This is a genomic window from Pseudomonas sp. R1-7, from assembly GCF_051132105.1.
Lineage (GTDB): Bacteria > Pseudomonadota > Gammaproteobacteria > Pseudomonadales > Pseudomonadaceae > Aquipseudomonas.
In genome coordinates, this window is the sequence record NZ_CP071661.1 from 5,115,496 (window position 1) to 5,141,986 (window position 26,491).

The 26,491-nt window shown below is 62.5% G+C and carries 25 protein-coding genes; 13 read left to right on the plus strand and 12 right to left on the minus strand.

What is annotated here, in order from left to right:
• Positions 1-123: 123 nt before the first annotated feature.
• The 4 genes from J3P79_RS23010 (at position 124) to J3P79_RS23025 (ending at position 4,005) form a co-directional block, all read left to right on the plus strand.
• Positions 124-1,419 (plus strand): NCS2 family permease, encoded by a 1,296-nt coding sequence (locus J3P79_RS23010; protein ID WP_434605853.1) that lies wholly within the window; start codon positions 124-126, stop codon positions 1,417-1,419.
• On the plus strand, positions 1,416-2,495 hold the full coding sequence (gene trmA / locus J3P79_RS23015; RefSeq protein ID WP_434605855.1) for a tRNA (uridine(54)-C5)-methyltransferase TrmA: 1,080 nt from the start codon (positions 1,416-1,418) through the stop codon (positions 2,493-2,495). The genes J3P79_RS23010 and trmA overlap by 4 nt, the downstream gene beginning before the upstream one ends.
• A 212-nt stretch (positions 2,496-2,707) precedes the next feature.
• Complete coding sequence (aroQ, locus tag J3P79_RS23020) at positions 2,708-3,148, plus strand: type II 3-dehydroquinate dehydratase (RefSeq protein WP_434605857.1); 441 nt, start codon at positions 2,708-2,710, stop codon at positions 3,146-3,148.
• 5 nt (positions 3,149-3,153) lie between these two features.
• Positions 3,154-4,005, plus strand: coding sequence for a shikimate dehydrogenase (locus tag J3P79_RS23025; RefSeq protein ID WP_434605858.1), 852 nt, complete (start codon positions 3,154-3,156; stop codon positions 4,003-4,005).
• Positions 4,006-4,123: 118 nt separating this feature from the next.
• Here the strand turns inward: J3P79_RS23025 and J3P79_RS23030 are convergent, their stop codons facing one another.
• Entirely contained in the window at positions 4,124-4,801 is a 678-nt protein-coding gene (locus J3P79_RS23030) for a TetR/AcrR family transcriptional regulator (RefSeq protein WP_039594106.1), read from the minus strand.
• Between the two features lie 103 nt (positions 4,802-4,904).
• Positions 4,905-6,803: a 3-dehydroshikimate dehydratase QuiC gene (gene quiC, locus J3P79_RS23035; RefSeq protein WP_434605860.1), complete on the minus strand. Its 1,899-nt coding sequence runs from the start codon at positions 6,801-6,803 to the stop codon at positions 4,905-4,907.
• Between the two features lie 264 nt (positions 6,804-7,067).
• Here quiC and J3P79_RS23040 point away from each other — a divergent pair, with 264 nt between their 5' ends.
• Positions 7,068-8,405 (plus strand): MFS transporter, encoded by a 1,338-nt coding sequence (locus J3P79_RS23040; protein WP_434605862.1) that lies wholly within the window; start codon positions 7,068-7,070, stop codon positions 8,403-8,405.
• Positions 8,406-8,462: 57 nt separating this feature from the next.
• Here the strand turns inward: J3P79_RS23040 and J3P79_RS23045 are convergent, their stop codons facing one another.
• On the minus strand, positions 8,463-9,341 hold the full coding sequence (locus J3P79_RS23045) for a DMT family transporter (protein WP_434605864.1): 879 nt from the start codon (positions 9,339-9,341) through the stop codon (positions 8,463-8,465).
• Positions 9,342-9,594: 253 nt separating this feature from the next.
• On the opposite strand from J3P79_RS23045, the gene ypfJ reads away from it, so the two are divergent.
• Positions 9,595-10,482, plus strand: a complete 888-nt coding sequence (gene ypfJ, locus J3P79_RS23050; protein WP_434605865.1) for a KPN_02809 family neutral zinc metallopeptidase — start codon at positions 9,595-9,597, stop codon at positions 10,480-10,482.
• Complete coding sequence (locus J3P79_RS23055) at positions 10,483-11,430, plus strand: alpha/beta hydrolase (protein ID WP_434605867.1); 948 nt, start codon at positions 10,483-10,485, stop codon at positions 11,428-11,430.
• Between the two features lie 125 nt (positions 11,431-11,555).
• On the opposite strand, the gene J3P79_RS23060 is transcribed toward J3P79_RS23055, so the two are convergent.
• The 3 genes from J3P79_RS23060 to J3P79_RS23070 form a co-directional block, all read right to left on the minus strand.
• Positions 11,556-12,149 (minus strand): HAD family hydrolase, encoded by a 594-nt coding sequence (locus tag J3P79_RS23060; RefSeq protein WP_434605869.1) that lies wholly within the window; start codon positions 12,147-12,149, stop codon positions 11,556-11,558.
• On the minus strand, positions 12,146-13,015 hold the full coding sequence (gene tesB, locus J3P79_RS23065) for an acyl-CoA thioesterase II (protein ID WP_039594097.1): 870 nt from the start codon (positions 13,013-13,015) through the stop codon (positions 12,146-12,148). Before tesB ends, J3P79_RS23060 begins: the two co-directional genes overlap by 4 nt.
• Before the next feature lie 101 nt (positions 13,016-13,116).
• Positions 13,117-13,686, minus strand: coding sequence for a GNAT family N-acetyltransferase (locus tag J3P79_RS23070; protein WP_434605871.1), 570 nt, complete (start codon positions 13,684-13,686; stop codon positions 13,117-13,119).
• A gap of 72 nt (positions 13,687-13,758) precedes the next feature.
• Here J3P79_RS23070 and J3P79_RS23075 point away from each other — a divergent pair, with 72 nt between their 5' ends.
• Together J3P79_RS23075 and J3P79_RS23080 are read left to right on the plus strand one after the other, a co-directional pair.
• Positions 13,759-14,679, plus strand: a complete 921-nt coding sequence (locus J3P79_RS23075; RefSeq protein WP_434605874.1) for a histone deacetylase family protein — start codon at positions 13,759-13,761, stop codon at positions 14,677-14,679.
• A 203-nt stretch (positions 14,680-14,882) separates the two neighbouring features.
• Positions 14,883-16,124 (plus strand): TIGR03862 family flavoprotein, encoded by a 1,242-nt coding sequence (locus tag J3P79_RS23080; RefSeq protein WP_434605876.1) that lies wholly within the window; start codon positions 14,883-14,885, stop codon positions 16,122-16,124.
• 20 nt (positions 16,125-16,144) lie between these two features.
• Here the strand turns inward: J3P79_RS23080 and J3P79_RS23085 are convergent, their stop codons facing one another.
• The 5 genes from J3P79_RS23085 to J3P79_RS23105 form a co-directional block, all read right to left on the minus strand.
• A complete protein-coding gene (locus J3P79_RS23085) occupies positions 16,145-17,482 on the minus strand; it encodes a DEAD/DEAH box helicase (protein ID WP_434605878.1) in 1,338 nt (445 codons plus the stop codon).
• A 58-nt stretch (positions 17,483-17,540) separates the two neighbouring features.
• Positions 17,541-18,443 carry a drug/metabolite exporter YedA gene (yedA, locus tag J3P79_RS23090; RefSeq protein WP_434605880.1) on the minus strand — a complete coding sequence of 301 codons (903 nt, stop codon included), beginning with the start codon at positions 18,441-18,443 and terminating at the stop codon, positions 17,541-17,543.
• Between the two features lie 144 nt (positions 18,444-18,587).
• Complete coding sequence (locus J3P79_RS23095) at positions 18,588-19,199, minus strand: 3'-5' exonuclease (protein ID WP_434605882.1); 612 nt, start codon at positions 19,197-19,199, stop codon at positions 18,588-18,590.
• Positions 19,200-19,220: 21 nt separating this feature from the next.
• Entirely contained in the window at positions 19,221-19,700 is a 480-nt protein-coding gene (locus tag J3P79_RS23100; protein WP_030140338.1) for an NYN domain-containing protein, read from the minus strand.
• A gap of 128 nt (positions 19,701-19,828) precedes the next feature.
• Entirely contained in the window at positions 19,829-20,584 is a 756-nt protein-coding gene (locus J3P79_RS23105; RefSeq protein ID WP_434605884.1) for a DUF2076 domain-containing protein, read from the minus strand.
• A 178-nt stretch (positions 20,585-20,762) separates the two neighbouring features.
• Between J3P79_RS23105 and J3P79_RS23110 the strand changes: the two genes are divergently transcribed.
• Both J3P79_RS23110 and J3P79_RS23115 read left to right on the plus strand, forming a co-directional pair.
• Positions 20,763-21,422, plus strand: coding sequence for a YciC family protein (locus J3P79_RS23110; protein ID WP_434605886.1), 660 nt, complete (start codon positions 20,763-20,765; stop codon positions 21,420-21,422).
• Positions 21,419-22,498, plus strand: a complete 1,080-nt coding sequence (locus J3P79_RS23115; protein ID WP_434605887.1) for an endonuclease/exonuclease/phosphatase family protein — start codon at positions 21,419-21,421, stop codon at positions 22,496-22,498. The genes J3P79_RS23110 and J3P79_RS23115 overlap by 4 nt, the downstream gene beginning before the upstream one ends.
• A 34-nt stretch (positions 22,499-22,532) precedes the next feature.
• On the opposite strand, the gene hrpB is transcribed toward J3P79_RS23115, so the two are convergent.
• A complete protein-coding gene (hrpB, locus tag J3P79_RS23120) occupies positions 22,533-25,049 on the minus strand; it encodes an ATP-dependent helicase HrpB (protein WP_434605889.1) in 2,517 nt (838 codons plus the stop codon).
• Between the two features lie 95 nt (positions 25,050-25,144).
• Between hrpB and J3P79_RS23125 the strand changes: the two genes are divergently transcribed.
• The gene (locus J3P79_RS23125) at positions 25,145-25,564 is read left to right on the plus strand and encodes a polyribonucleotide nucleotidyltransferase (RefSeq protein ID WP_434605891.1); all 420 of its coding nucleotides are present in this window, start codon (positions 25,145-25,147) and stop codon (positions 25,562-25,564) included.
• Positions 25,565-25,591: 27 nt separating this feature from the next.
• Positions 25,592-26,485 (plus strand): cation diffusion facilitator family transporter, encoded by an 894-nt coding sequence (locus tag J3P79_RS23130; protein WP_434605893.1) that lies wholly within the window; start codon positions 25,592-25,594, stop codon positions 26,483-26,485.
• The last annotated feature ends 6 nt before the right edge of the window (positions 26,486-26,491 follow it).

A 26,491-nucleotide genomic window follows, 5' to 3' on the forward strand; every position in this document is an offset into this window, starting at 1 on the left:
GCCGCGCTGCTATGATGCGCGGCTTTTTCCGACCGACATAAAAACCCGGGCGCCATCGGCGCCCTGTGCTTTGCTGTTGAGGTCGATACATTCACGGCGCCGAGCGCGCCACGGGGAGCAGACATGCTGGAAAGGCTGTTTCAACTCAAGGCACACAAAACCAACGTGCGGACCGAGATCCTGGCGGGCGTCACGACGTTCCTGGCCATGGCCTACATTCTGTTCGTCAACCCGAGCATCCTCGGCGAAACCGGCATGGACAAGGGCGCGGTGTTTGTCGCCACCTGCCTGGCGGCGGCCATTGGCTCGACGGTCATGGGCCTGATCGCCAACTACCCGATCGCCCTCGCGCCGGGCATGGGCCTGAACGCCTTCTTCACCTACACCGTGGTCCTGCACATGGGCCATACCTGGCAAGTGGCGCTGGGCGCGGTGTTCATCTCCGCCGTACTGTTCTTCCTGTTGTCGATCTTCCGCATCCGTGAATGGATCATCAACAGCATCCCGCTGCCGCTGCGCTCGGCCATCGCTGCCGGTATCGGCCTGTTCCTGGCGCTGATCGCCCTGAATAATGCCGGCATCGTGGTGAAGAACCCGGCGACCATGGTCGGCCTTGGCGACTTGAAGCAACCGGCGCCGATCCTGGCAACCCTCGGCTTCGTCCTGATCGTCGCCCTGGAAGCGCTTAAAGTGCGCGGTGCGGTGCTGATCGGCATCCTCGCGGTCACTGTCGTCTCGATCCTGATGGGCTTTACGCCTTTCGGCGGCATCGTTTCCGCACCACCATCCCTGGCCCCGACGTTCCTGCAACTGGACATCATGGGCGCCCTGGACATCGGCCTGGTGAGCGTGATCTTCGCCTTCCTGTTCGTCGATCTGTTCGACAACTCCGGCACCCTGATCGGCGTCGCCAAGCGCGCCGGGCTGATGGGCAAGGACGGCCACATGCCCAAAATGGGCCGCGCGCTGATTGCCGACAGTACCGCCGCCATGGCCGGTTCGCTGCTGGGCACTTCGACGACCACCAGCTACATCGAATCGGCGGCGGGCGTCAGCGCCGGCGGCCGCACCGGCCTGACCGCCATCGTGGTCGCGTTCCTGTTCCTGCTGGCACTGTTTTTCTCGCCGCTGGCCGCCAGCGTCCCGGCCTTCGCCACCGCTCCGGCGCTGCTGTTCGTCGCGGTATTGATGGCGTCCGGCCTGGCAGAAATCGACTGGGACGACATCACCGTGGCCGCTCCGGTGGTGATCACGGCCCTGGCGATGCCCTTCACCTATTCCATCGCCAACGGCATCGCCTTCGGCTTCATCACCTGGACCGCCATTAAACTGGTGTCCGGCCGTGGCCGTGAGCTGAACCCGGCGCTGGTCATCCTGTCGATCCTGTTCGTTATCAAGTTGGGTTGGTTCAACGCATGACTTTTGATTCCCAGGCCTATGCCGCCCAGTTGCAGGGCAAGGTCGCCCGTCTGCGCGACTTGTTGGCTCCGTTCGATGCACCCGAGCCGCAGGTGTTTGACTCACCGCTGGAGAACTTCCGCCTGCGAGCCGAGTTCCGTCTGTGGCGCGAGGCCGGCGAACGCCATTACGCGATGTTTTCCCAGGACGACAAGCGCACGCCGATCCTCATCGAGGAGTTCCCCATCGCCAGCGGGCGCATCAACCAATTGATGCCGCAACTCAAGGCCGTCTGGCAAGCCAGCGCGCCCTTGAGCCACAAGCTGTTCCAGGTGGAGTTCCTGACCACCCTCGCCGGCGACGCGATGATCACCCTGTGTTACCACCGCCCGCTGGACGAGCACTGGCACGCTGCCGCGTCGAAACTGGCGACCGACCTGGGCGTCAGCATCATTGGTCGCTCCAAGGGCAAGCGCGAAGTGATCGGCCATGATTACGTGGTGGAGAAACTTGAGGTGGGCGGTCGCACCTTCAGTTATCGCCAACCCGAAGGCGCCTTCACCCAGCCCAACGGCACGGTGAACCAGAAGATGCTCAATTGGGCTTATGAAGCCCTGGGCGATCGCAATGACGACCTGCTGGAGTTGTATTGCGGCAACGGCAACTTCACCCTGCCGCTGGCCACTCGAGTGCGAAAAGTCCTCGCCACCGAAATCAGCAAGACCTCGGTCAACGCCGCGCTGAGCAACCTCAGCGAGAACGCGGTGGATAACGTCATGCTGGTGCGCCTTTCCGCAGAAGAGTTGACCGAAGCCTTGAACGAAGTCCGGCCGTTCCGTCGCTTGCAGGGCATAGACCTCAAAAGCTATGAATTCGGCAGCGTCTTCGTCGACCCGCCTCGCGCCGGCATGGACCCGGACACGTGCGAACTGACGAGGCGGTTCGACAACATCCTGTACATTTCCTGCAACCCGGAAACCCTCGCCGCGAACATCGCGCAACTGAACGACACCCACCGCATCACGCGCTGCGCGTTGTTCGATCAATTCCCTTGGACCCATCACATGGAGTCCGGCGTGTTGTTGACCCGGCGTTAAGCCAACACATACCTCTGTGGCGAGGGAGCTTGCTCCCTCGCCACAATGCCCTCCTGCAGATTGATCTGGTCAAAAAGAGCAATGTTCGATCATCGAACACATATTGCCCGGCGACGGCTGCTTTATTTGACCAAATTAACCATCTAGTACAATTTATCTCCACCGGCTGAAACCTCGCCGAAACCAACAATAAAAATCGTGGAGAAATTGCGATGCCTCCGATCGTTCTGGTGCTCAACGGCCCGAACCTGAACCTGCTCGGGACCCGCGAGCCGGCGACCTACGGCTACGAAACCCTGGCTGATATTTCCGCGCTGTGCGGCCGCGCCGCCGAAGAATTCGGCCTGGCCGTGGAGTTTCGCCAGACCAATCAGGAAGGCGAACTGCTCGACTGGATTCACGGCGCCCGAGGCCGGTGCGGCGGTATCGTCATCAACCCGGCAGCCTGGACCCACACCTCGGCGGCGATCCGCGACGCCCTGGTGGCAAGCGAAGTACCGGTCATCGAAGTCCATCTGTCCAACGTCCACGCCCGTGAAACCTTTCGCCACCACTCCTTCGTCTCATCCGTCGCCATTGGCGTGATGTGCGGGTTTGGCAGCCATGGTTATCGCCTGGCCCTTGAACATTTCAGTCAGCGGTTGAAGGGTTGATGCGCATGTCGAACGTCACTGTACTGGCCGGCCTGATCGGGGCGGGTATCCAGGCGTCCCGCACGCCGGCGCTGCATGAGTGCGAAGGCGATGCCCAAGGCATGCGTTACCTTTATCGATTGATCGATCTGGATGCACTGAAGCTCGACAGCAGCGCCCTGCCCGACTTGCTGATGGCCGCCGAGCGCATGGACTTCACCGGCCTGAACATCACTTTCCCTTGCAAGCAGGCGGTCATCCCGCTGCTGGACGAGTTATCTCCCGAGGCCCGCGGGATCGGTGCGGTGAATACCGTGGTGCTCAAGGATGGCAAGCGCATCGGCCACAACACCGATTGCCTGGGGTTCGCCGAAGGTTTTCGTCGTGGCTTGGGCGATGTCGCGCGCAAGCGGGTCGTGCAGATGGGGGCTGGTGGCGCCGGCGCGGCGGTGGCCCATGCGTTGCTTCTGGAGGGTGTGGAGACATTGAGCATTTTTGACGTCGAGATCAGCCGTGCCGAAGCACTGGCCAACAACTTGAATCAACACTTCGGCGCAGGCCGTGCTCGTGCCGGGCATGACCTGCCCACGGCCATGGCCGAAGCCGACGGTTTGGTGAACACCACGCCCATGGGCATGGCGAAACTGCCGGGCACACCGGTGCCAGCCGAGCTGTTGCGGGGCGATCTGTGGGTGGCGGAAATCGTTTACTTCCCGCTGGAAACCGAACTGCTGCGCAACGCCCGCGCCCTCGGCTGCCGCACGCTGGACGGCGGCAACATGGCGGTATTCCAGGCGGTGAAGGCGTTCGAACTGTTCAGCGGCGTGGCGCCGGATGCGCAGCGGATGCTGGCGCATTTCCAGAGCATGAATCACTAAAGCCTGGTGATAAGCCCTTGTGGGAGCGAGCTTGCTCGCGATGGCGGTGTGTCAGTCGCAATCGATGCTGGCTGACGACCGCTATCGCGAGCAAGCTCGCTCCCACAAGGGGTCAAGGTCAGGCTTGCAGATAGCGCAACACCGACTCACACACCATCTGCCGGTGCCGCTGCTTGACCGCTTCGTCCGACAGGTCGATCTGAAAGATCTCACCAAACGTCTGGCGGTTGGACACCCGATAGAAGCAGAACGAGCTGATCAGCAGGTGCACATCCAGTGGCTCGAGGCCGGCACGGAACACGCCCTCTTCGGCGCCGCGACGCAGGATCACGCCCAGGGAATCGAGGATGGTATTGGTCATCGCCTTGATCGCACCGGACTGTTTCACGTATTCAGCGTTGTGGATGTTCTCGATGCAGACAATGCGCACGAAATCCACGTTGCGGTCGTGGTGGTCGAAGGTGAATTCCACCAGGCGTCGGATCGCGTCGACCGGTGCCAGCTCCGCCAGGTGCAGGCGGCTTTCGGTCGTGCGGATATCACCGTAGAGTTTTTCCAGCACTTCGACGTACAGCTGCTCCTTGCTGCCGAAGTAGTAGTAGATCATGCGCTTGGAGGTGTGGATGCGCTCGGCGATGGCGTCGACCCGGGCGCCGGCCAGGCCTTGCTGGACGAATTCGACGATGGCTTCCTGAAGAATGTTTTCCCGGGTCTTTTCCGGGTTGTTCTTGCGACTCTTGCGCGGCGTGGCGACAGGTTCGTCGAGCGCTGCGGAAAGCTCTGGATTCATAGTCATTGCGGGGCTCACGGCCATCACTGCACAGGCTGGCGATTATGGGCCGCACCGTGCACTGAAGGAAGCCACGACACAGCCCATTACCGCAGCGTTTACGATTTCCCTACAACTTGGCATGCCGCAAGCCACCGCTACGGGACTTGGCCATCGCCGCCAGGCGCACCGCGACGTTGGCGGCGCCATAACCGGCGTAACCGTTCTTGCGTTGGATGATCTCAAAGAAAAACCGCCCTTCGAACGGCTCGGTATAGACATGAAACAGCTCGCCACCCTGGGCGTCACGGTCATATAGCACGTTGAAATAGGCCAGTTCGCTGAGGAACTCGTCATCGAAATCGAAACGCGCCGCCAAGTCGTCGTAGTAATTGAGCGGGATGTCGAGCAACGGCACCCCGGCCTCCTTGGCGTGACTGACCTGGGCAAAGATGTCATCGCAATCGAAGGCGATGTGATGCACGCCGGAACCGCGATAACTCGACAGCGCATGTGAGATCGCGGTGTTGCGGTTCTCGGAAATATTCAGCGGCAGGCGAATCGAACTGCAACGGCTGCGCAAGGCACGGCTTTTCACCAGGCCATAAGGGTCGGGCAACACCACTTCGTCGTCAGCCTCGAAATCCAGCAGGCTCTTGTAGAACAGTACCCAACTGTCGAGGCTATCGGCCGGCAGCGCCATCGCCATGTGGTCGATGCGCTTGAGCCCGGCGCCGATGGCGGCAGCGGGTTGCAGGTTGAAATCGGTGCCGTAGACGTCGGCGTCCTGGTCCACCAGGTAGATCAGGCTGCTGTCCGGTGCGCGCACCGCCGCCAGCTCCAGTTCGTTGGGCCCGACGAGGCCGCGATACGGCTGGCCTTTGTAGGCCACGGCCCGTTTCAAGGCACTGGCGCTGTCCTTGACCCGCACCGCCATGGCGCACAACGACGGACCATGGGCTTCGAAGAAGCTATGGGCGAAGGAGTACGGCTCGCAATTGAGGATCAGATTGATATCACCCTGGCGCAACAAGCTGACGTTCTTGGAACGATGCTGGCCGGCCTTGACGAAACCCAGGCGCTCCAGCCAATGGGCGAGTTTGGCGCCCAGGTTATCGTCCACGGCGAATTCGAGGAACTCGATGCCGTCGTATTCGCTGGCCGGCGCTGTCTCAAAAAGAATGTCAGGCTTTTGCGCGGGCGCTTGTTCGGCCAGGCGCTGGCGGGTTTTTTCTTCCAGGTACAGCAACGAACGCAAACCGTCGGCCGCATTCGCCCTGGGCGGCGCGGCGCGGAAACCGTCGTTGAAGATCTCCAGCGACAGCGGCCCGGTGTAGCCACTCTGGATGATCGGCGCGAGGAAACCCGGCAAATCGAATTCACCCTGGCCCGGAAAACAGCGGAAATGCCGGCTCCATTCCAGGACGTCCATCGCCAGGATCGGCGCATCGGCCATTTGCACAAAGAAAATCTTATCGCCGGGAATCGCGGCGATGGCGCTCGGATCGCCCTTGAGGGACAAGGTGTGAAAGCTGTCGAGCAGCACGCCGAGGCTGGGATGATCGGCCTGGCGAACAATGTTCCAGACCTGCTGATACGTATTGACGTGCCGGCCCCAGGCCAACGCCTCGTAACCAATGCGCAAGCCCCGCGCGCCGGCCCGCTCGGCCAGCAGGCGCAGATCGTCGATCAGGATCTGCTCATCGCCGACGCTGTCAGCCGATGCATTGCTGCACACCAGCACCAGGTCGGTGCCAAGCTCCTGCATCAAATCGAATTTGCGCTCGGCCCGTTCCAGGTTGCGCGCCAGGCGATCGCGACGGCAGCCTTCAAAATCGCGAAAGGGTTGGAACAGCGTGATGGCGATACCCAGGTCGGCGCACATCTGCCTGATTTCCCGAGGGCTGCCATCGTAGTAGAGAAGGTCATTCTCGAAAATTTCCACGCCGTCGAAACCGGCGGCGGCAATGGCTTCGAGTTTTTCCGGCAGGGTACCGCTCAACGAAACGGTGGCAATGGAACGCTGCATGACTTCGGCTCCCGGGACAGGCGTCGGCTACAAAAAATGCGCCGCTTTTAAAAGAGTCAGGGGATTATTGAGCTGGAGGTTTCTTTGGGCAATTTAATATGTACCGTCTGGTTAGTTTTTTGGGCGATTATCGAACACAATGCCCGATCAGCGAATTGACGATTTTTTGTCCACTGCCCACCATCGGCCCCACATTGACGCCTGACTTCGGGTTCAATGCAGACCCAGACCACACCATAAGAATTTCAAGAACGGGTACACCTTATGATTCCTTCCCAAAGTTCCCGCCTGGCCCACGGCCCGGTTGCCGCCAGCGGTAGCATCGGTGACAAGATCCGTGGCGCGATGGCCGTGGGCAAGACCCGTTGGGGCATGCTCGCCCTGGTGTTTTTCGCCACCACGCTGAACTACATCGACCGCGCCGCCCTTGGGGTGATGCAACCGATACTGGCCAAGGAAATGAGCTGGACGGCGATGGACTACGCCAATATCAATTTCTGGTTCCAGGTCGGTTATGCGGTCGGCTTCGTGCTGCAGGGCCGCTTGATCGACCGGATCGGCGTCAAACGCGTGTTCTTCTGCGCCGTGCTGCTCTGGAGCCTGGCGACCGGCGCCCACGGCTTGGCCACCTCGGCAGTGGGCTTCATGGTTTGCCGCTTCATCCTCGGCCTGACCGAAGCCGCCAACTATCCCGCCTGTGTAAAAACCACGCGGCTGTGGTTCCCGGCCGGCGAACGGGCCGTGGCCACCGGCATCTTCAATGCCGGGACCAACGTCGGCGCGATGTTCACTCCGATGTTGTTGCCGCTGGTCTTGCACGTGTGGGGCTGGCAGGCCGCGTTCCTGTGCATGGCCGCTCTCGGCGGGATCTGGCTGGTGTTCTGGGCCCTGAAGTACTTCAACCCGGAAGACCACCCGAGCGTGAAACAGTCGGAACTGGACTACATCCAGGCCCAGGACGAACCGGATCAGGCCCGCGTGCCCTTCTCTCGAATCCTGCGCATGCGCGGCACCTGGGCGTTCGCCCTGGCCTACTCGATCACTGCGCCGGTGTTCTGGTTCTATCTCTACTGGCTGCCGCCGTTCCTGAACCAGCAATACAACCTGGGCATCAACGTGACCCAGATGGGCATTCCACTGATCATCATCTACCTGACCGCCGATTTCGGCAGCGTCGGCGGCGGGATCCTGTCGTCATTCCTGATTGGCCGCGGGGTCAATCCGATCAAGGCGCGACTGATGTCCATGCTGCTGTTCGCCTGCTGCATCGTCGGCGTGATCATGGCCGCCGGCTCCAGCAGCCTGTGGGTGGCGGTGTTTGCGATTTCCCTGGCGATTGGCGCGCACCAGGCCTGGACTGCGAACATCTGGAGCCTGGTGATGGACTACACGCCCAAGCACATGATGAGCACAGTGTTTGGCTTCGGCGGCATGTGCGCGGCCATCGGCGGGATGTTCATGACTCAGTTGGTGGGGCACATCCTCACGATCACGAACAACAATTACACCGTGCTGTTCACCCTGATCCCGGCGATGTACTTCATCGCGCTGGCCTGGATGTACTTCATGGCGCCGCGCAAGGTGCCGACGCTGGAAAGCTGAAGCCGAACCCTGTGGCGAGGGGTTTATCCCCTCGCCACAGGCAACGTATGCAGGCAATCACTTGCGCCGCTGTTGCCACGCCGCCGCCAACCCACTCAAGCAGATCAAGGTGATGCCCACCACGGTGGTCAACGTCGGCGTATGGCTGAACAACAACCAGCCCAGCAGCCCGGCGAAGACAATCTGGCAGTACCCGAACGGCGCCAGCAGCGCCGGGGCGGCGAAACGGAAGGCCTGGGTCAGCATCAAGTGCGCAGTCATCCCGCATGCCCCCAGCGCGAGCATCATCAACCCGTGGGTCACGCTCGGCACCTGCCAGAAGAACGGCACCAACGCGCTCATCACCAGCGTATTGCACAACCCTGCAAAAAAATTGCTGGTCGTGGGGCTGTCGATCTCGGCGAGCTTGCGGGTGAGCAGTTGGTAGAAACAGAAAAACAGCGCCGAACAGAACGGCAACAGCACCGCGGGCGTGAACAGATCGCCACCGGGATGAACGATGATCAATACCCCGATAAAACCGAAGATCACCGCAATCCACTGGCCGCGCGTCACGTGCTCGCCCAGCAACGGTACCGATAATGCAGTGACCAGCACGGGGGCGAGGAAGTTGACCGCCGTCGCCTCCGCCAAGGGGATGTACATCAGCGCCGTGGTGAAGAACAGACTGGTGCCTAACAGGCACAACGCCCGGGCAACCTGCCACAACGGACGCTTGGTACGCAGAACCCGCAGTCCCGAGCGCGGCAGGAAAATCCCTGCCATCAACAAGGTGTGCACCACGTAACGGGCCCAGACCACCATGATGATCGGATAAAAACCCGAGAGATATTTGGACAACGCGTCGTGACTGGAGAACAGGAACGTTGCGACCAGGATAAGCACGATGCCCTTGAAAGCCTGATTGACGCCGGAGAGCGGAGTGCTGAGGGTCATGAAGGAAACCTGCGTTGCTTGATGTCGAGGCCGCGATGCACAGTGCAGTTATTGGGCCAGCGAGGGTTCCGATAAGTTCTGGATCCCAAGTGTAATGAAAATTGCGCGGCCGGACAGGATTGGCTCGCCGATGAACCAAAATCCTTCGCAGTTGCCTGACAGCTCAAGCGCGGCGCGCACCTTGGGCGTCGGAAAGCTAGACTCATCGCCACGGCAGTCATCTCTTCGCAGGGCCATTCAGAGGATTTCCCACATGTTATGGAAAAAAGGTCGCCGCAGTGACAACGTGGTGGACGCCCGTGGTGACGGTGGGGGCGGTGGCGGGATGCGGTTCGGCGGTGGCAAGGGCTTGAGCCTGACGGCCATCCTGCTGATCGTCGGCATTGGCTGGATCACCGGCCAGGACCCCATGCAGATCCTGGGACAACTCGCCGGGCAAATGGACCAGGGTTCCGCTCCCACCTCCTCGCAAACCCGCCAGGCGCCCCCGGCCAACGATGAGCAGGCCGAATTCGTGCGCTCCATCCTCGGCGACACCGAGGATACCTGGGGCCAGGTCTTCCAGCAGGCCGGACGCCAATACCAACAACCCAAACTGGTGCTGTTCAGCGGTCGGGTCAACTCGGCGTGCGGCCTGGCGTCCTCGGCGACCGGCCCGTTTTATTGCCCGGCGGACCGGCAGGTCTACCTGGACATGAGTTTCTTCCAGGAAATGTCCCAGCGCTTCTCCGCCGCCGGCGACTTCGCCCAGGCTTACGTCATCGCCCATGAGGTCGGCCACCACGTGCAGACGCTGCTCGGCGTCTCGGCAAAGATCCAGGAGGCGCGCCAGCAAGGCCGGCAGATGGAAGGTGACGGCGGTTTGCTGGTGCGCCAGGAACTTCAGGCCGATTGCCTGGCCGGTGTCTGGGCCAACCACGCGCAAAAACGCCTGAACTGGCTTGAGCCGGGGGACATCGAGGAAGCCTTGACCGCCGCCAATGCCATCGGCGACGACCGCCTGCAGCAGCAAGGCCAGGGCCGCGTGGTGCCGGACTCCTTCACCCATGGCACGTCGGCGCAACGGATGCGCTGGTTCAAGACCGGTTTCGCCCAGGGCCAGGTCAGCCAGTGCGACACCTTTGCGGCGAAAAACCTGTAGATGAAGTGGATGGCGCTGATCTGGCTGGTGCTCTGTAGCACCGTTGTCCAGGCCGAAGAACACGCCGTCAAGACGGTCGCCCAGGGTCGCCTGCTGTTCAAGGGCGGGATCATGGCCGTTGCCGTGAGCCCGCCGCCGGCGTCGATCCAACGGGTGCTGATCATCGTCCACGGTCGGCTGCGCAATGCCGACACGTATCTTCGCAGCGGCGAAAAGGCCGCTGCGCAGGCCGGTCAAACCGCAACGACATTGGTCATCGCCCCGCAGTTTCTCAACGAACTGGACGTGGCCCGCCATCAACTGCCCGCCGAACTCCTGCGCTGGCAAGGCAACGATTGGATGGCCGGCGGGCTGTCCACAGGGCCCAATCCGGTCAGTTCATTCCAGGTGCTGGACGATATCGTGGCGCGGGTCAGCGACCGGCAGCAATTTCCGGAAGTGAAGGAGATCGTGATTGCCGGTCATTCCGGTGGCGCCCAGGTCGTGCAGCGCTATGCCCTGCTTGCCCATGGCACGTATCGCATCACGCCACGGTTCGTCATTGCCAATCCATCATCGTATGCCTACTTGGACGCCCAACGGCCCATGGCATTCGCACCTGCCAGTTGCCCCTCCTTCAACCGTTGGAAATACGGCCTGGAGCACCTGCCCGCCTATGCTGCCGGGCAAACAGCCGCGCAACTCGAGGATCACTACATCAAGCGCGACATCACTTATTTGCTGGGACAACAGGACATCGACCCCGAACACCCAGCGCTGGATAAAGGTTGCGAAGCACAGACCCAGGGCGCGTATCGACTGCTGCGCGGGCATTTCTTTTTCGATTACCTGACGCGGCGCCATCCGCAGGGGCTGAACCAGCGACTGATCGAAGTGCCCGGGGTCGGGCATGATGGGGATGGAATGTTCAATTCGCCGGAGGGGCTGAGGGTTTTGTTTGGGCAGTGAGTTTTGTGTCGACTGATAGGGCCTCATCGCGAGCAAGCTCGCTCCCACAGGGTTTTCCTGTTCGCCACACATCCACTGTGGGAGCGAGCTTGCTCGCGATGGCGGCTAGCCAGCGAATATCAATCTCACGCCGACAACATCCGCCGCAACTCAAGGCAATCCCGCGCATGCCAATCCGTCAGCTCCGGCCAGGGATTATCCGGCAGATTCACCAACACCGTCCGCGCCCCCGCCGCACGACCGCAGTCCAGATCAAAGCGGTAGTCCCCCACCATCACCATCGTGTCTGGCGCCACGTTCCAGGCCTCAGCCAGTTTCAACAGGCCGCCGGGATGCGGCTTGGGCGGTGCCTCGTCGCGGCCCAGCACGTCCTCTACCGCGAAACAATCCGCCAGGCCGATCGCTTCGAGGGTGATGTGGGCCAGCTCGCGAGCGTTGCGGGTCAGGATGCCCAGGCGGTACCCACGCCCGGCCAGCTCACGCACCAACTCGACCGCCCCCGGCGCAGGCTTTGAGCCCAGCGCCAGATCCCGTTCGTGGTCCAGCAGCCAGGCGTGCTTGGCGGCGGCTTCTTGCGAGGGTAACGCCGCCAGGTGCGTAAGGATGTCGTCCTCGGCCGGAATTGCCAGGGCCACGCGGATCGCAGCGAAGTCATGCACAGCGACGGTCAGCGTGCCGTCCATGTCGAATACCCAATGCCGTACATCGGCCAGGCTCATGCCCAGTCCTTGCGATGGCGGATCAGGCCTTCCTGGGTCACCGAGGCCACCAACTGGCCGGCGCGATTGAACACGCTGCCCCTGGAAAACCCACGGGAATTACCGGCCCACGGGCTGTCCATCGCATAGAGCAACCAGTCATCGGCGCGCAGGTCGGCATGGAACCACAGCGCGTGGTCAAGGCTGGCGACCTGCATATCCTTCTGCCATACCGATTTGCCGTGGGGCAGCATCGAGGTGGTCAACAGGCCGAAGTCCGACGCGTAGGCCAGCAGGTATTTGTGCAGGGCCGGGATGTCCGCCAAGGCACCATCGGCACGGAACCAGACGTATTTGACCGGATCGGCCGGTTGCGGGTTGTAAGGGTCTTTTTCAGTGACCGGGCGCACCTCGATCGGCTTGGGGCACAGCAGTTTTTCGCGCATGTGCTCAGGCAACAGATGCGCTCGCTGCTGGGTCAGTTCCAACTCGGAGGGCAGGTTCTCCGGCCCGACAACCTGGGGCATGGTGCTCTGGTGCTCGAAACCCTGCTCGTCATACTGGAACGAGGCGCTGCAGGTGAAGATCGGGTTGCCCTTCTGGATCGCCGTGACCCGACGGGTGCTGAAGCTGCCGCCGTCCCGCACGCGATCGACCTGGTAGACCACCGGCAGTGCCGCATCCCCCGGACGCAGGAAATAACCGTGCATCGAATGCACGTGGCGCGCCTCTTCCACGGTCTGGCTGGCCGCCGACAATGATTGGCCCAACACCTGGCCGCCGAACAACTGGCGAAACCCGAGGTCCTGGCTGCGTCCGCGAAACAGGTTCTCTTCGATCGGTTCCAGGGTCAGCAGGTCGACCAGATCTTCCAACACGTGGCTCATTCAGACTTTCCTCACACAGCGCAAAAACCGCGCAGTCTCTGCTGCGACGGATCGATAATTGGCCCGGGCCATTTTGGCGGGCATTGTAACGTCCGTGTCGGCTAACCGTGCAGAGTCTGCAACCACTGCTCACGATCGATGCGATAGAGCACATGGTGACGCAATGGATGCCCGACCGCGAGTTTTGGATGTTCGAAGTCATCCGCCGGATCATGCTGCATGCCGATGGCCTGCATGACCTTCTGCGACGGCAGGTTATCCACAGCGGTAAACGCCACCACTTCGTCCAGGCCCAGGCGATCGAAGGCACAGCGCAACGCCGTCCACGCTGCTTCGCTGGCATAACCCAACCCCCAATGTTCGCGGGCCAGGCGCCAGCCGATTTCCACCGCAGGGGTGAAATGCGCATCAAACCCGACCACGCCCAGCCCGGTGAAACCAATGAAAGCGCCGGTGTCCTTGCGCTCCAAGGCCCACAAACCAAAACCATGCTCGGCAAAATGCCCGCGCACGCGGCCGATCAACGCAGCGCTTTCCAGGCGACTCAAGGGCGCCGGAAAATAACGCATCACTTGCGGATCGGCAGACATGGCTGCAAATGCCGGCAAATCATCGTCACGCCACTGTCGCAGAATCAGCCGTGCGCTTTCCAGTTCCAGTATCGGCTCCATCTTCACTCCCTTTCCATGCCCAGAGTCTACATCGCTGGTAGGATCCTTCACTCATTCACCGCTGAAAACACCATGCCCCTGCCGCTTATCTACCACGAAGACTACAGCCCCGAATTCCCAGCGGAACACCGCTTCCCCATGGACAAGTTCCGCCTGCTGCGCGATCACCTGGTGGAGACCGGCCTGACCACGGATGCGGACTTGCTGCGTCCCGCCCTGTGCCCGCCGGACATTCTCGCCCTGGCCCATGACCGCGCTTATATCGAACGCTACATGGATGGCGAGTTGTCCCGCGAAGACCAACGGCGACTCGGCCTGCCCTGGAGCGAAGCCTTGGCGCGAAGAACGGTACGCGCCGTGGGCGGTTCACTCCTTGCCGCTGAACAAGCCCTCGAACACGGACTGGCCTGTCACCTGGCCGGCGGCACCCATCATGCCCACTACGACCACCCGGCCGGCTTTTGTATCTTCAATGACCTGGCGGTGATCAGTCGCTACTTCCTGGCCAGCGGCCGGGTCTCGCGGGTGCTGATTTTCGACTGCGACGTGCACCAGGGCGACGGTACGGCCCGAATACTCCATGACACCCCGGACGCCGTGACAGTTTCCCTGCACTGCGAAAAGAATTTTCCCGCACGCAAGGCGCAAAGCGATTGGGACATTCCGCTGCCGATGGGCATGGACGATGCCGCTTACCTTAAAGTCGTGGACGATGCGCTCAATTACCTGCTGCCGCTCTACCAGCCAGACCTGGTGCTGTATGACGCCGGTGTCGACGTGCACAAGGACGACGCCCTCGGCTACCTCAAACTGACCGATGAAGGCCTCGCCGCCCGGGATGAGAGTGTCATGCGCCATTGCCTGGGACGGGACATTCCAGTGGTTGGCGTCATCGGCGGTGGCTACAGCAAGGACCGCAAGGCCCTGGCCCGACGCCACGGGATCCTGCATCACAGCGCACAAAAGGTCTGGACGTCATCAGGCTGTCATTGAAATCTGGGCGCGTTACCCACAATGCCTGTGGAGCGGCCTGTGGATAACCTGAGCGAAACGGCTCGCAGCCGTTGCTGCCTATAGCTTGCAGGGGCTTGGTTGTTTTTTGATCACCTTATCGGAACACACCACCTAGCCCGCAGGGATATCAGTGACCTGTGCTGGTAGAATGCCTGGCCTATTCCAGCCCCGCAGTCCAAACCATGACCTTGACCACCCCATCTCGCCCCCCAAACATCGCCATCATCGGCGGCGGCCCCGCCGGCTTGATGGCGGCCGAGGTGTTGAGCCAGGCCGGTGTCCGGGTCGATCTGTACGACGGCATGCCCTCGGTGGGCAGGAAGTTTCTCCTGGCGGGTGTCGGCGGCATGAACATCACCCACTCGGAAGCCTTCCCGGCATTTCTCTCCCGCTACGGCGAGCGCGCGCCGAATATCGCCCCGCTGCTGCGAGCATTCGGCGCGGATGAGTTGTGCCAATGGATTCATGGTCTGGGCATCGACACCTTCGTCGGCAGCTCCGGGCGCGTGTTCCCGACCGACATGAAAGCCGCCCCGCTGCTGCGCGCCTGGCTCAAGCGTCTACGAGAGGCCGGCGTGGCGATCCACACCCGCCACCGCTGGCTGGGTTGGAATCCGGACGGCAGCCTGCGCATCGCCAGCCCGGAGGGTGAGAAGAGTCTTGCGCCCGAGGCAACCTTACTGGCACTGGGCGGCGGCAGCTGGTCGCGCCTGGGCTCCGATGGCGCCTGGATGCTGCCGCTGGAACAGCGCGGCGTGGCCCTGGCGCCCTTGCAGCCGAGCAATTGCGGCTTCGACGTCGACGGCTGGAGCGACCTGATGATCGGTAAGTTCGCCGGTGCCCCGCTGAAGAACATCGCCATCGGTCTCAACGACGATGTACCGCGCCTCGGCGAATGCGTCATCACCGCCACCGGCATCGAAGGCAGCCTGATCTACGCGCTGTCGGCCGGGATACGCGAGGCCATCAACCAGCACGGCCGCGCGGCCATTCATCTGGACCTGCTGCCGGGCCGGCCTGTGGACAAGATTGTCCAGGCCTTGAACAAACCACGCGGGTCACGCTCGATGGCCAAGCACTTGCACAGCCAACTTGGGCTCGACGGGGTCAAAGCGGCGCTGTTGCGCGAGCTGGCGCCTGCCGATTGCTTCGTCGATATGACGCGGCTGGCGGAAGCGATCAAGGCGTTGCCAGTCACGCTGGTGAAAACCCGTCCACTGGACGAAGCCATCAGCAGCGCCGGCGGCGTGACGTTCGAAGCCTTGGACGAACGGCTGATGCTCAAGCAGCTCCCCGGGGTTTTCTGCGCCGGGGAGATGCTCGACTGGGAAGCGCCGACTGGCGGTTATCTGCTCACGGCATGCTTTGCCAGTGGCCGGGCGGCGGGGCTAGGAATGCTTGAGTGGTTACAGCGCCCGGATTGAAACCGAGGCGCGGCAGATCATCAAGGCTTGCGCTTGCGCGGCCCGGTATTGAACACCGGCACTTTTCGCACAGGCTTGACCGATGGTTCCACCGGCGCCGCGTCACCGCTGTCCACCCACTTGCCCAGGTTGCGCTTGCCGCCGCTGCCCTGGGTTTTTGGTTTCTTCGGCTTTTTCGGTTTCTTGATGACCTGACCGCTGGCATCGGTTTCCGGTACGCGGTGTTCCGGTTCGAAATCCTGTTCCATCTGCCGGGGCAGTGTCTGACGGGTCAAGGTCTCGATGGCCGACAGCAGGTTCACTTCATCGGCGCAGACCAGGGAAATCGCCTGCCCGGTAGCACCCGCCCGACCGGTCCGGCCGATGCGGTGGATGTAGTCCTCGGCGACGATCGGCAGGTCGAAGTTCACTACCAACGGCAAATCTTCGATATCCAAGCCACGGGCGGCCACGTCGGTGGCCACCAGAATCTGCACTTCGCTGGCCTTGAAGCGATCCAGCGCACGCTGGCGGGTCGCCTGGGGCTTGTCACCGTGGATGCCATCGGCATTCACACCCAGGCCCTGGAGCTTTTCCACCAGCGCATCGACGCCATTACGGGTCTTTGCGAACACCAGGACTTGCTTCCACTTGTGCTTGCGCATCAAGTGAACAAACAATTCCGGCTTGCGCTTCTTGTCCACCGTCACCACCCATTGCTTGACGGTATTGGCGGCGACGTTGCGCGGGCTCACTTCGATGCTCAGCGGGTCGTTGAGCATCTGCCCGGCCAACAAGCGGATGGCATCGGAGAACGTAGCGGAGAACAGCAGCGTCTGGCGCTTCTTCGGCAGGGCCTTGTAGATATTCGCCAGTTCTTCGGAGAAACCCAGGTCGAGCATGCGGTCGGCTTCGTCCAGCACCAGGGTCTGCAATTGGTTGAACTTCAGCGCGTTCTGGCGGAACAGGTCGAGCAAGCGGCCCGGCGTGGCCACCAGCAAGTCGACGCCTTTGCGCAGCTTCATCATCTGCGGATTGATACTGACGCCGCCGTACACAGCGTAGGTGCTCAATGGCAGGTTCTGCGCATACTGGCGCACGCTTTCGTGGACCTGCTCGGCCAGCTCGCGGGTCGGCACCAGGATCAACGCACGCACCGAGTTGGCGGCGACTTTCGGCCCTTCGGTGGTCAGCAACTGCAACAGCGGCACGGCGAAACCGGCGGTCTTGCCAGTGCCGGTCTGGGCCGCGGCCATGAGGTCGCGCCCGGCGAGCACGGCCGGCATGGCTTGGGCCTGGACCGGGGTCGGAGTCTGGTAGCCGAGCGTCTCGAGGGCGCGCAGCAGGGGTTCGATCAGGCCAAGGGTGGCGAAAGTCATGGAGGTACCGTAGGAAAAATCAGCGCAGGGTGTGCAATGCGCGGCAGTTTACCCTAAATCAGGATTCGGCCGGTGCAGGCTTGGGCTTGCGCCACTGCGGCAAGCCGATCAACACCACAGCACTGATGATCACCAGCATCGCCAAGGCTTCCTCGATGCCGATGGTTTCACCGGCGAAAACGATCCCCAGCAACACCGCCACCGCCGGGTTGACGTAGGCATAGCTGGTGGCCGCTGCCGGACGCACATGCTTGAGCAGGTACATGTAGGCATTGAAGGCGATGATCGAACCAAAACCGATCAGGTACACCAGCGCGAACCAGCCTTCCAGCGGCGGCATGCTTTCCAGGCGCTCGCCACTGGCGAAGCTGCCGATCAACAGCACCACGCCGGCCACCAGCATTTCCACGGCGCTGGCCATCGCCCCCGCCGGCAACGGCAGGTGTTTGCTCAACACCGAACCGAAGGCCCAGGAAGCCGCCGCAAACACCAGCAAGGCCGCCCCCATCGGGCTCGATTGCAGGTTCGAACCGAGGTTGAGCATGGCGATGCCGATCAGCCCCAATACAATCCCGGCCCATTCCAGACGGGTATTACGCGCGCCCCAGAAATATCCGCAGAGCAAGGTAAACAAAGGCACCGTCGCCACGGCCAACGCCGCCACGCCGGATGCCACCCCCGTATGTTCGGCGACACTCACCGCGCCATTGCCAAAAGTGAGCAGCAACACGCCAATCAGCGCCCCGGCCTTCCACTGCGCCCAGGTCGGTGCCGGTGCCCCGCGCCAGCGCAGGAAGCCGTACATCAGCGATCCGGCAATCACGAAACGAATCCCCGCCAGCAACAACGGCGGCCAATGCTCGACGCCAATGCGAATCACCAGGTAGGTCGAACCCCAGATGACGTACAAGGCGAAGAAGGCAGCGATCAACGGCAAGGGAAAACGGCGTGTGCCAGGCATGTTCAACTCGAAGTCAGGACGATGAAACCCGTCATTCTAAAAAGGCGCTCGACAGAAATTAAGTTACAAAACCTGTTTATCCGAGCCATACACTTTTCAATCTGGGAGCGGGCTTGCCCGCCCCCACGGGGTTTCCCAGCGCCTTCAGAACCCGCGATGCCGCTTGAGGTGCTCGTTGATCTTCGCCGCCGGCACTTTCTGCAAACTGCACAGCAGGTCGTGGGACAGTTCCCGCAGCCCATGCTTCTGGCGTAATTCCGCGGCGAGGTGCGCGGTGAGGTTGGCGGCCATTTCGGCATCGGCCATGGCCCGGTGAGCCTGGCCGGTGTGGGGAAGACAGGCGAAGGCGTTGAGCGTGCCGAGCTTGTGGTTCGGTGCCGATGGCATCAAGCGTCGGGCCAGCAACAATGAACAGGCAAAGTTCTGCAGGCGGGTGCGCTTGATGCGCCCGAGTTCGAAGTCCCAGAACTTCTGGTCGAACGCGGCGTTATGCGCCAGCAGCGGCGTGATGCCGACAAACTCGTTGACCTCATTCATCACCTTTTCAGCCGCAGGTGCGTTGCGCAGCATGGCGTTGCTGATGCCGGTCAGTTGCTCGATAAACGCAGGGACGCGCACACCGGCATTCATCAGGCTCTGATAACGGTCGACGATTCGGCCTTGTTCAAGGATCACCACGGCGATTTCCGTGGCCCGGCAACTGCTGCTCGGGGTGATGCCGGTGGTTTCAAAGTCGATGACTGCGATGCGTTCCAAACCTGTGGGGCTCCTTGAAGATCAATTCTTGAGCAGCAGCGCGCCTTCGATGGGCACGTAGCGGCTGGCGGCGCGGATCAGTGAATTGGCGGTCAGCCCCGGCACACCGTAGGCCACCGCTTGCACGCCGTGCTTGCTGATGATGCGTTCGAGCAACATGTCGAAATCGCCATCGCCTGAGGCCAGCACCACCTCATCGACGTGATCGGCGGCGTCCATGATGTCGAGGGTAATGCCCACGTCCCAGTCGCCCTTGGCCGAGCCGTCGCTGCGCTGGATATAGGGCTTGAGCTTCACAGTGAAACCCAGGTTGCGCAGGATCTGCTGGAACTGCTGTTGCTTGCTGTCGCCGCGATCGATCGCGTAGGCATAGGCCTCGACGATCTGCCCCTGCTTGCTGACATCAGCCCACAGCGCCGCATAGTTGAAATGGCAGCCATAGGCTTGGCGTACGGTGTAGTAGAGGTTCTGGACATCGGCGAACACTGCAATTTTTTTCACCGCGTTTCCTCGTTGATACGCACGCGCGCAGGCCACCCGGCCCGAAAAGTCGCCCAGTATGCCAGCCTCGAGGAATGTTCTGCGAGTAATCGCCTCGAGGCGCCAGGGCGCCCCGGACGAATGGCGGGTCAGACGAAGGAGTCGTCGTCGCCGAAGAAAGATGAATCGTCGCTGTAATCCGCGTCGCTAAACCCGCCTTGGTCATTGCCATAGGTGTCGTTGTCAGCCACGCGCGGCTCGTCACTCCAGCCATTGTCGCCACTGTTGGCAGTGTCGTTGACGGGTTGGGCCGGTTCCTCCTTGAGAACCTCGACGATTTCCTGGGGTTGATTGCTGTAGAACAGGCTGCTGATGCCTTGAGCCAACATCACGCCACCGGCCACGCCCGCTGCGGTCTTCAGCGCTCCGCCGAGGAAGCTGCCCGCCGCCGGGGCTTGCTGCGGCGGCGCACCATAGTTGCCCGGCGCGGCGCCGAAGCCCTGCTGTGTCGGCGCATTGAAAGATGGGCGCGCCGGTTCGCGCCAGCCGCCTCCGCTGGAGGCCGGCGCGCTCGCGGGGCGGGAATCGCGGTTACTGCCGCCGAAGATGCTCGAGAGGAAACCACCGCCACCGCTTGGGGCAGATGCCTGGCTGCGGGACTGCTGCAACTGCGCTTGCAGTTGTTCGATCTGCTGGGTGAGCTGGGTGTTCTGCTCGTCCAGGCGCTTGATCGCCGCCTCTTGCACCAGGATCGCCTGGGCCATGAAATAACCTGCCGCAGGCTGCTTGGCCAAATGTTCCTTGATCCGCGCCTCGGCCTGGGCGTCGCGTGGGGCTGAATCCTTTTCGGCCTGTTGCAGCCGTGAAAACAGTCCATCGATCAGGGTTTGTTCTTCGCTGTTCATGGCGACCTCATCAGATTGCCGGATAAAAAACCAAGCCGGTCCGCATAAGACCGGTGCCCGTCAGTAATGGGGTCCGCCAAGACGCTTTCAACGCTCTTTACCTGATGTTTACGTTTGTTTATGCGGGCGGCTGATGGGTAAAGTGTCGGACCGCTTTTCTGAATTGCGATACCGACCCATGAATCCGTTAGAAGTACTGCGTGACTCCTTGTATTTTTTCAAGCGCCATCTGGGCCGCATCGCCCAGTTGTGCCTGCCGCTGGTGATACTCGAGGCGGTGCTGCAGCAAGGGGTGGACAGCGCCGTCGGGGCCGACGATTTTTCCGGCTACAGCGTGATCGTCGGGTTATTGGTGTACCCGCTGTACACGGCGGCGTTGATTCTGTTTCTCGACGCCCGCAGTCGTGGCGAAGCCCCTCGCCCCCGCGATCTGTTAGCGGCGTCGCTCCTGCAATGGCCACGCTTCGCCTTGCTGACCGCCCTCAATACGCTGCTGATCCTGATTGGCATCTCGTTGTATTTCCTGCCGGGACTATGGCTGATGGTCGTCCTCGCCTTCGGTGAATACCTGTTGGTGCTCAAAGGCATGGCGCCACTGGCTGCGATGAAGGAAAGCCTGCGCATGAGTCGCGGTCATTTCTGGCGAATCCTGCTGTGCATCCTGGCCGTGATGATCCCGTTGTGGCTGCTCAAGGGCGCCAGCGTCTCGGTGTATCCGCCGCCGCAGAACCCCTTGGTCAGTTTGCTGATCGACAGCATCCACAGCTTCCTGCAACTGTTCACCACGGTGGTGCTGTTCCGCATGTTCATGTTGATTGCGGAAAAACCTGAATCATGACCCGTCTGCTGCGATACGCCCTGCTGGGCCTGTTGTTGATTATCGGCATCGGCGCCTTTTCGGTTTATGGCCTGACATGGCGTCCCCAGGCCCGGGAAACGCTGCCCGTCAGCTGTGCCGCGAACGCCGCGTCGTTGATGCCAGGCCAAGCCTTGAAGGTGATGACCTGGAACGTGCAATTCCTGGCCGGCAAGCGCTACGTGTTCTGGCACGACCTGGCCCGCGGCAACGATGAAAGCCCGACCCCGGAAGACATGGCCTTCAGCCTGGACGAAGTGGCCCGGGTCATTCGCGACGAGCAACCGGATGTGGTGTTGCTCCAGGAACTCGACAACGGCGCCAAGGCCAGCGCCTACCAGGACCAGCTCAAGCTGTTGCAGGAACGCCTGGCCGACCTCTACCCGTGCGGCACCAGCGCGTTCGATTGGAAAGCCGATTTCATCCCCAACCCGAGGATCTTCGGCAGCGTCGGCCGGCAGTTGGCGACGCTGAGCCGCTACCGCATCGACCACGCCGAGCGAGTGCAATTGCCGGTGGCTGATGAGAACTTCATCAGCCGCCAGTTCCAGCCGAAAAACGCCCTGCTCGTGAGCTACCTGCCCCTGGACGGCGGGGGGCAGCTGGCAGTGCTCAATACGCACCTGGAGCGGGCCACGCAACCGGACGACACCGCGCAGAAACAGATCGGTGCCGTGTCCAAGTCCCTCGACAAGCTGGAGTCGGCCGGCACGCCCTGGCTGATCGGTGGCGATTTCAACCTGTTGCCCCTGGGCCAATACAGGCGCCTGGCATCCGAACAGCGCTCGCCCTACTCCGCCGACAGTGAGCTGCACCTGTTGTGGGATAAATACCCGATGATCCCCACCAACAACGAGGCCAGTGGCATCGACCGCGCACACTGGCTGACCCACTACCCCAACGACCCGGGCCTCAACGGCCCCGACCGGACCGTCGACTACCTGTTCTACAGTCCGCGCCTCAAGCGGGTCGAAGCCCAGGTCCGGCAGGACGACACGTTGCGAATCTCCGACCATTTGCCGGTGATTGCGCGGTTTCTGTTGCCGGCGATGCCTTAGTCAGACTCGCCTTGCCCACTGCGGTGGAATCAGGTTATTTGCGCGGCTTGGCCCGCGCCGTCGCTTCCGCCACCAGCGGATCATCCGGCCAGTAATGCTTGGGATAACGCCCCTTGAGGTCTTTCTTCACCTCGGCATAGGTGCTGCGCCAGAAGTTCGCCAAATCCTGGGTGACCTGCACCGGTCGACGTGCCGGCGATAACAAGTGCAGCTTGACCACCTGCCGTCCGCCGGCGATGCGCGGGGTGTCGGACAGGCCGAAGAGTTCCTGCAAGCGCACCGCCAGGATCGGTGGATGTTCGCTGTAGTCCAGGCGAATCGACGACCCGGAAGGCACGCTCAAATGGTGCGGCGCCTGTTCGTCCAAGCGTTGCGGCAGTGGCCAGGGCAGCAGGTTGTGGACGATGCTCGACAGATCCAGGTTGGCGAAATGACTGAGTCGCGACACCCGCCCCAGGAAAGGCATCAACCAGTGCTCGAGGCTCTCCAGCAACGCCGCATCGCTGACGTCCGGCCATTCGCTTTCGCCCTTGCTCTCCCTATCGAGCCGACGCAACAGCGCCACGCGCGCCTGCCATTGCCGCAACTCCGGCGTCCACGGCAGCAGTTCGAGGCCTTTGCGCCGGACCAGATTGACCAGTGCCTGGCTGCGGGCCGCCTCATCCAGGCCGGTCATCGGCTCGCGGCTGAGCACCAGTTCGCCGACCTTGCGCTGACGCTCAGCCCGCAGCACGCCTTCGCGCTCGTCCCAGTCCAGTTGATCGACCGTATGCACCTGTTCGGCCAGCACTGAATCAAACAGGGACGGGTCGAAATCCGTCGCCAGGTAGATCCGCTCTTCCCGCTGGCCCTGGCGGCTGCCCAAATCGGCGATGACCAGCCAGGGTTGTTTCATCAGGCTGTCGGCCTCGGCGAACAGCGCCGCACGGCCGTTGGCCAGGCGATATTCCGCGCCGCCGGGGCGCCGTTGCTGGGCGACACGATCCGGATAGGCCAACGCCAACAATGCACCGAGCCAGCGTGGATGATCGGGATCGGCGACGGCTTCCTCGGCCTTGCCCCGCAGATAGCCGCGATATTGCCGGGCCAATTGCCGCGCTCGCTGAACGCCACCCTGGGCGCCGCGTGCTGCTCGCTCTTCACCGGACAACAAGACCAGACGGCTGTGCAGATCCGCCCCGGCGCCGCGCAGGATGTCGCGCTCGCCCAGCAGCGCCGCCACGTTGCAGGCCATGTCCGCCAACCCCAGCGCCTGGCCACGCAACAGTAAGTGTGCGATTCGCGGATGGGCCGGCAGTTCGGCCATAGACTGGCCGTGGCGGGTCAGTTGGCCGCCGTCGAGTGCGCCGAGACGTTGCAGCAGGTCCTGGGCCTGGGCATACGCGGCAGTCGGCGGAACGTCTAGCCACACCAACTGCTGCGGCGTCACGCCCCAGCGTCCCAATTGCAGGGCCAACCCGGCCAGGTCCGCCGAGAGAATCTCGGCACTGCCGTAGGCGGCCAACTGTTCGTGCTGGTCTTCGGACCACAGCCGATAGCACACCCCCGGCTCCAGGCGCCCGGCACGACCGGCCCGCTGGGTCGCGCTGGCGCGGGAGATGCGCTGGGTGTCGAGACGGGTCATGCCGCTGCCCGGATCGAATCGCGGCACGCGGGCAAGGCCGGCGTCCACCACTACCCGCACACCGTTGATGGTCAGGCTCGTCTCGGCAATGTTGGTGGCCAGCACGACTTTGCGTTGGCCGGGCGGTGCCGGATCGATGGCGGCGCGCTGGGCAGCGAGGTCCAGTTCGCCATGCAACGGGCATAGCAAGACGTTGCCGCCGTCACCGAGGGCCTCGGCCAACTGTTGATGAACGCGACGAATCTCCGCCTGCCCGGGCAGGAACACAAGCACGCTGCCGGTCTCGTCGTGCAGCGCTTCGAGCACGGTCTGCACCAGTCGTGGCTCGATGAACTCGCCGGGCTGGAACGGCCGGCCCCAACGCACCGACACCGGAAACATACGTCCTTCGCTGCGCAGGATCGGCGCGTCGTCCAACAGCCCGGCCAGGCGCTCGCCTTCCAGGGTCGCGGACATCAGCAGGATTTTCAGCGGCTGGTCTTCGCGAAACAGCTCGCGGCCATTGAGGCTCAGGGCCAGGGCGAGGTCGGCGTCGAGGCTGCGCTCATGGAACTCATCGAAGATCAGCAGCCCCACGTCTTCCAGTGCCGGATCATCCTGCAGGCGGCGGGTGAGGATGCCTTCGGTGACCACTTCGATGCGCGTAGTGGGGCCAACCTTGCTGTCGAGGCGAATCCGGTAGCCGACGGTTTCACCGATTTTTTCCCCCAGCTCGCTGGCCAGGCGCTCGGCCGCCGCCCGTGCCGCCAGGCGCCGGGGTTCGAGCATGAGGATGGTCTGCCCGGCCAGCCAGGGCTCGTTCAGCAGGGCCAGAGGAACACGGGTGGTTTTACCGGCGCCGGGGGGGGCTTCGAGCACCGCTTCGTGGCGCGAGGCCAGGGCTTGGCGCAGCGCGGGTAAAACTTCATCAATCGGCAAAGAAATCATGCTGGCTCCAAAACAGAGGGCCGAGTATAACGGCGAACTGTTTGGCGTGGTCTGGACTCCAACCAGCAACGCCCATACCTGCTCAGGAGATTGCTATGCGTATTCCCTTTCGCGTGATCGGCGGCGTCCTGGTCGCCACCCTGCTGACCCAGATCAGCGCGTGTGGCTCGATCTTCTACCCGGACCGTCGCGGCCAGATCGAAGGCAAGATCGACCCGGCCATCGCCGCCCTCGATGCCGTCGGCCTGCTGTTCTATATCATCCCCGGCCTGATCGCCTTCGCCGTCGACTTCGCCACTGGCGCGATCTATTTCGAACCGGGCCGCAGCGTCCAGATCGAGCCGGAGAAACTCAAGCCGGCCATCAACCCCGACGGCACGATCAATAACCAAAAGCTGCAAGCGATCCTGGAAAGCGAGTTGGGCCGCAGCTTCCCGCTGGACGACCCTCGCCTTATCCAGCACAAGGGCAACGTCCAGCAATTGGCCGCGTTCGGTCTCATACCCGCCGCATAACAGGCGTAACCCAAGGAAGACCGCGCCATGACCACCAGCATCGAACACGCTCGCCTGTTGCGCCTGGCCACCCGGGCGTCGGTGGCCGTGGCATTTGTCTTGATCGTCGCCAAGGCGTTGGCCTGGTGGCTCAGCGGCTCGGTGAGCATGCTCGCCGGCCTGACCGACTCGGCGCTGGACGGCGTCACCTCGCTGCTCAATCTGCTGGCGGTGCATTACGCGCTGCGCCCTGCCGATGACGATCATCGCTACGGGCATGGCAAGGCCGAATCCCTGGCCGGCATGGCCCAGGCCCTGTTTATCGGTGGCAGTGCGGTACTGATCGCGTTGCAGGCCTTCGAGCGGCTGAAAAACCCGGTGCCCGTGGATGCGCCCTGGCTCAGTGTCGGCGTGATCGTGTTTTCCCTGGTCATGACCCTTGCCCTGTTGGCGCTGCAGCATCGGGTCATCCGCGCCACCGGCTCCAATGCCGTGCGCGCCGATTCGCTGCATTACCGCTCGGATTTGTTGCTCAACGGCAGCATCCTGGTGGCGCTGGTCCTGGCTGGGCTCGGCTGGTACCGATTCGACGCCTGGTTCGGCCTGGGCATCGCGGCGTACATCTTGTGGAGCGCCATCCAGATCGCCCGGGAAAGCTTCGCCGTGCTGATGGATGAAGAGCTGCCGCCCGACGTCAGCCGGCACATGCTGGAGCTGGCCTGTGCGGTGCCCGGCGTGCTCGGCGCCCATGACCTGCGTACGCGGATCTCCGGCAACCATTGGTTTGTCCAACTGCACCTGGAATTGCCCGGGGAATTGACCCTGTCAGTGGCCCACGGCATCAGCGATCAGGCCGCCGATGCGATACATCGCGCTTATCCGAAGGCCGAAGTGCTGGTGCATGCAGATCCGTCGGAAGTGGTGAAGCGCGCCAGCGCTTGATGCCGA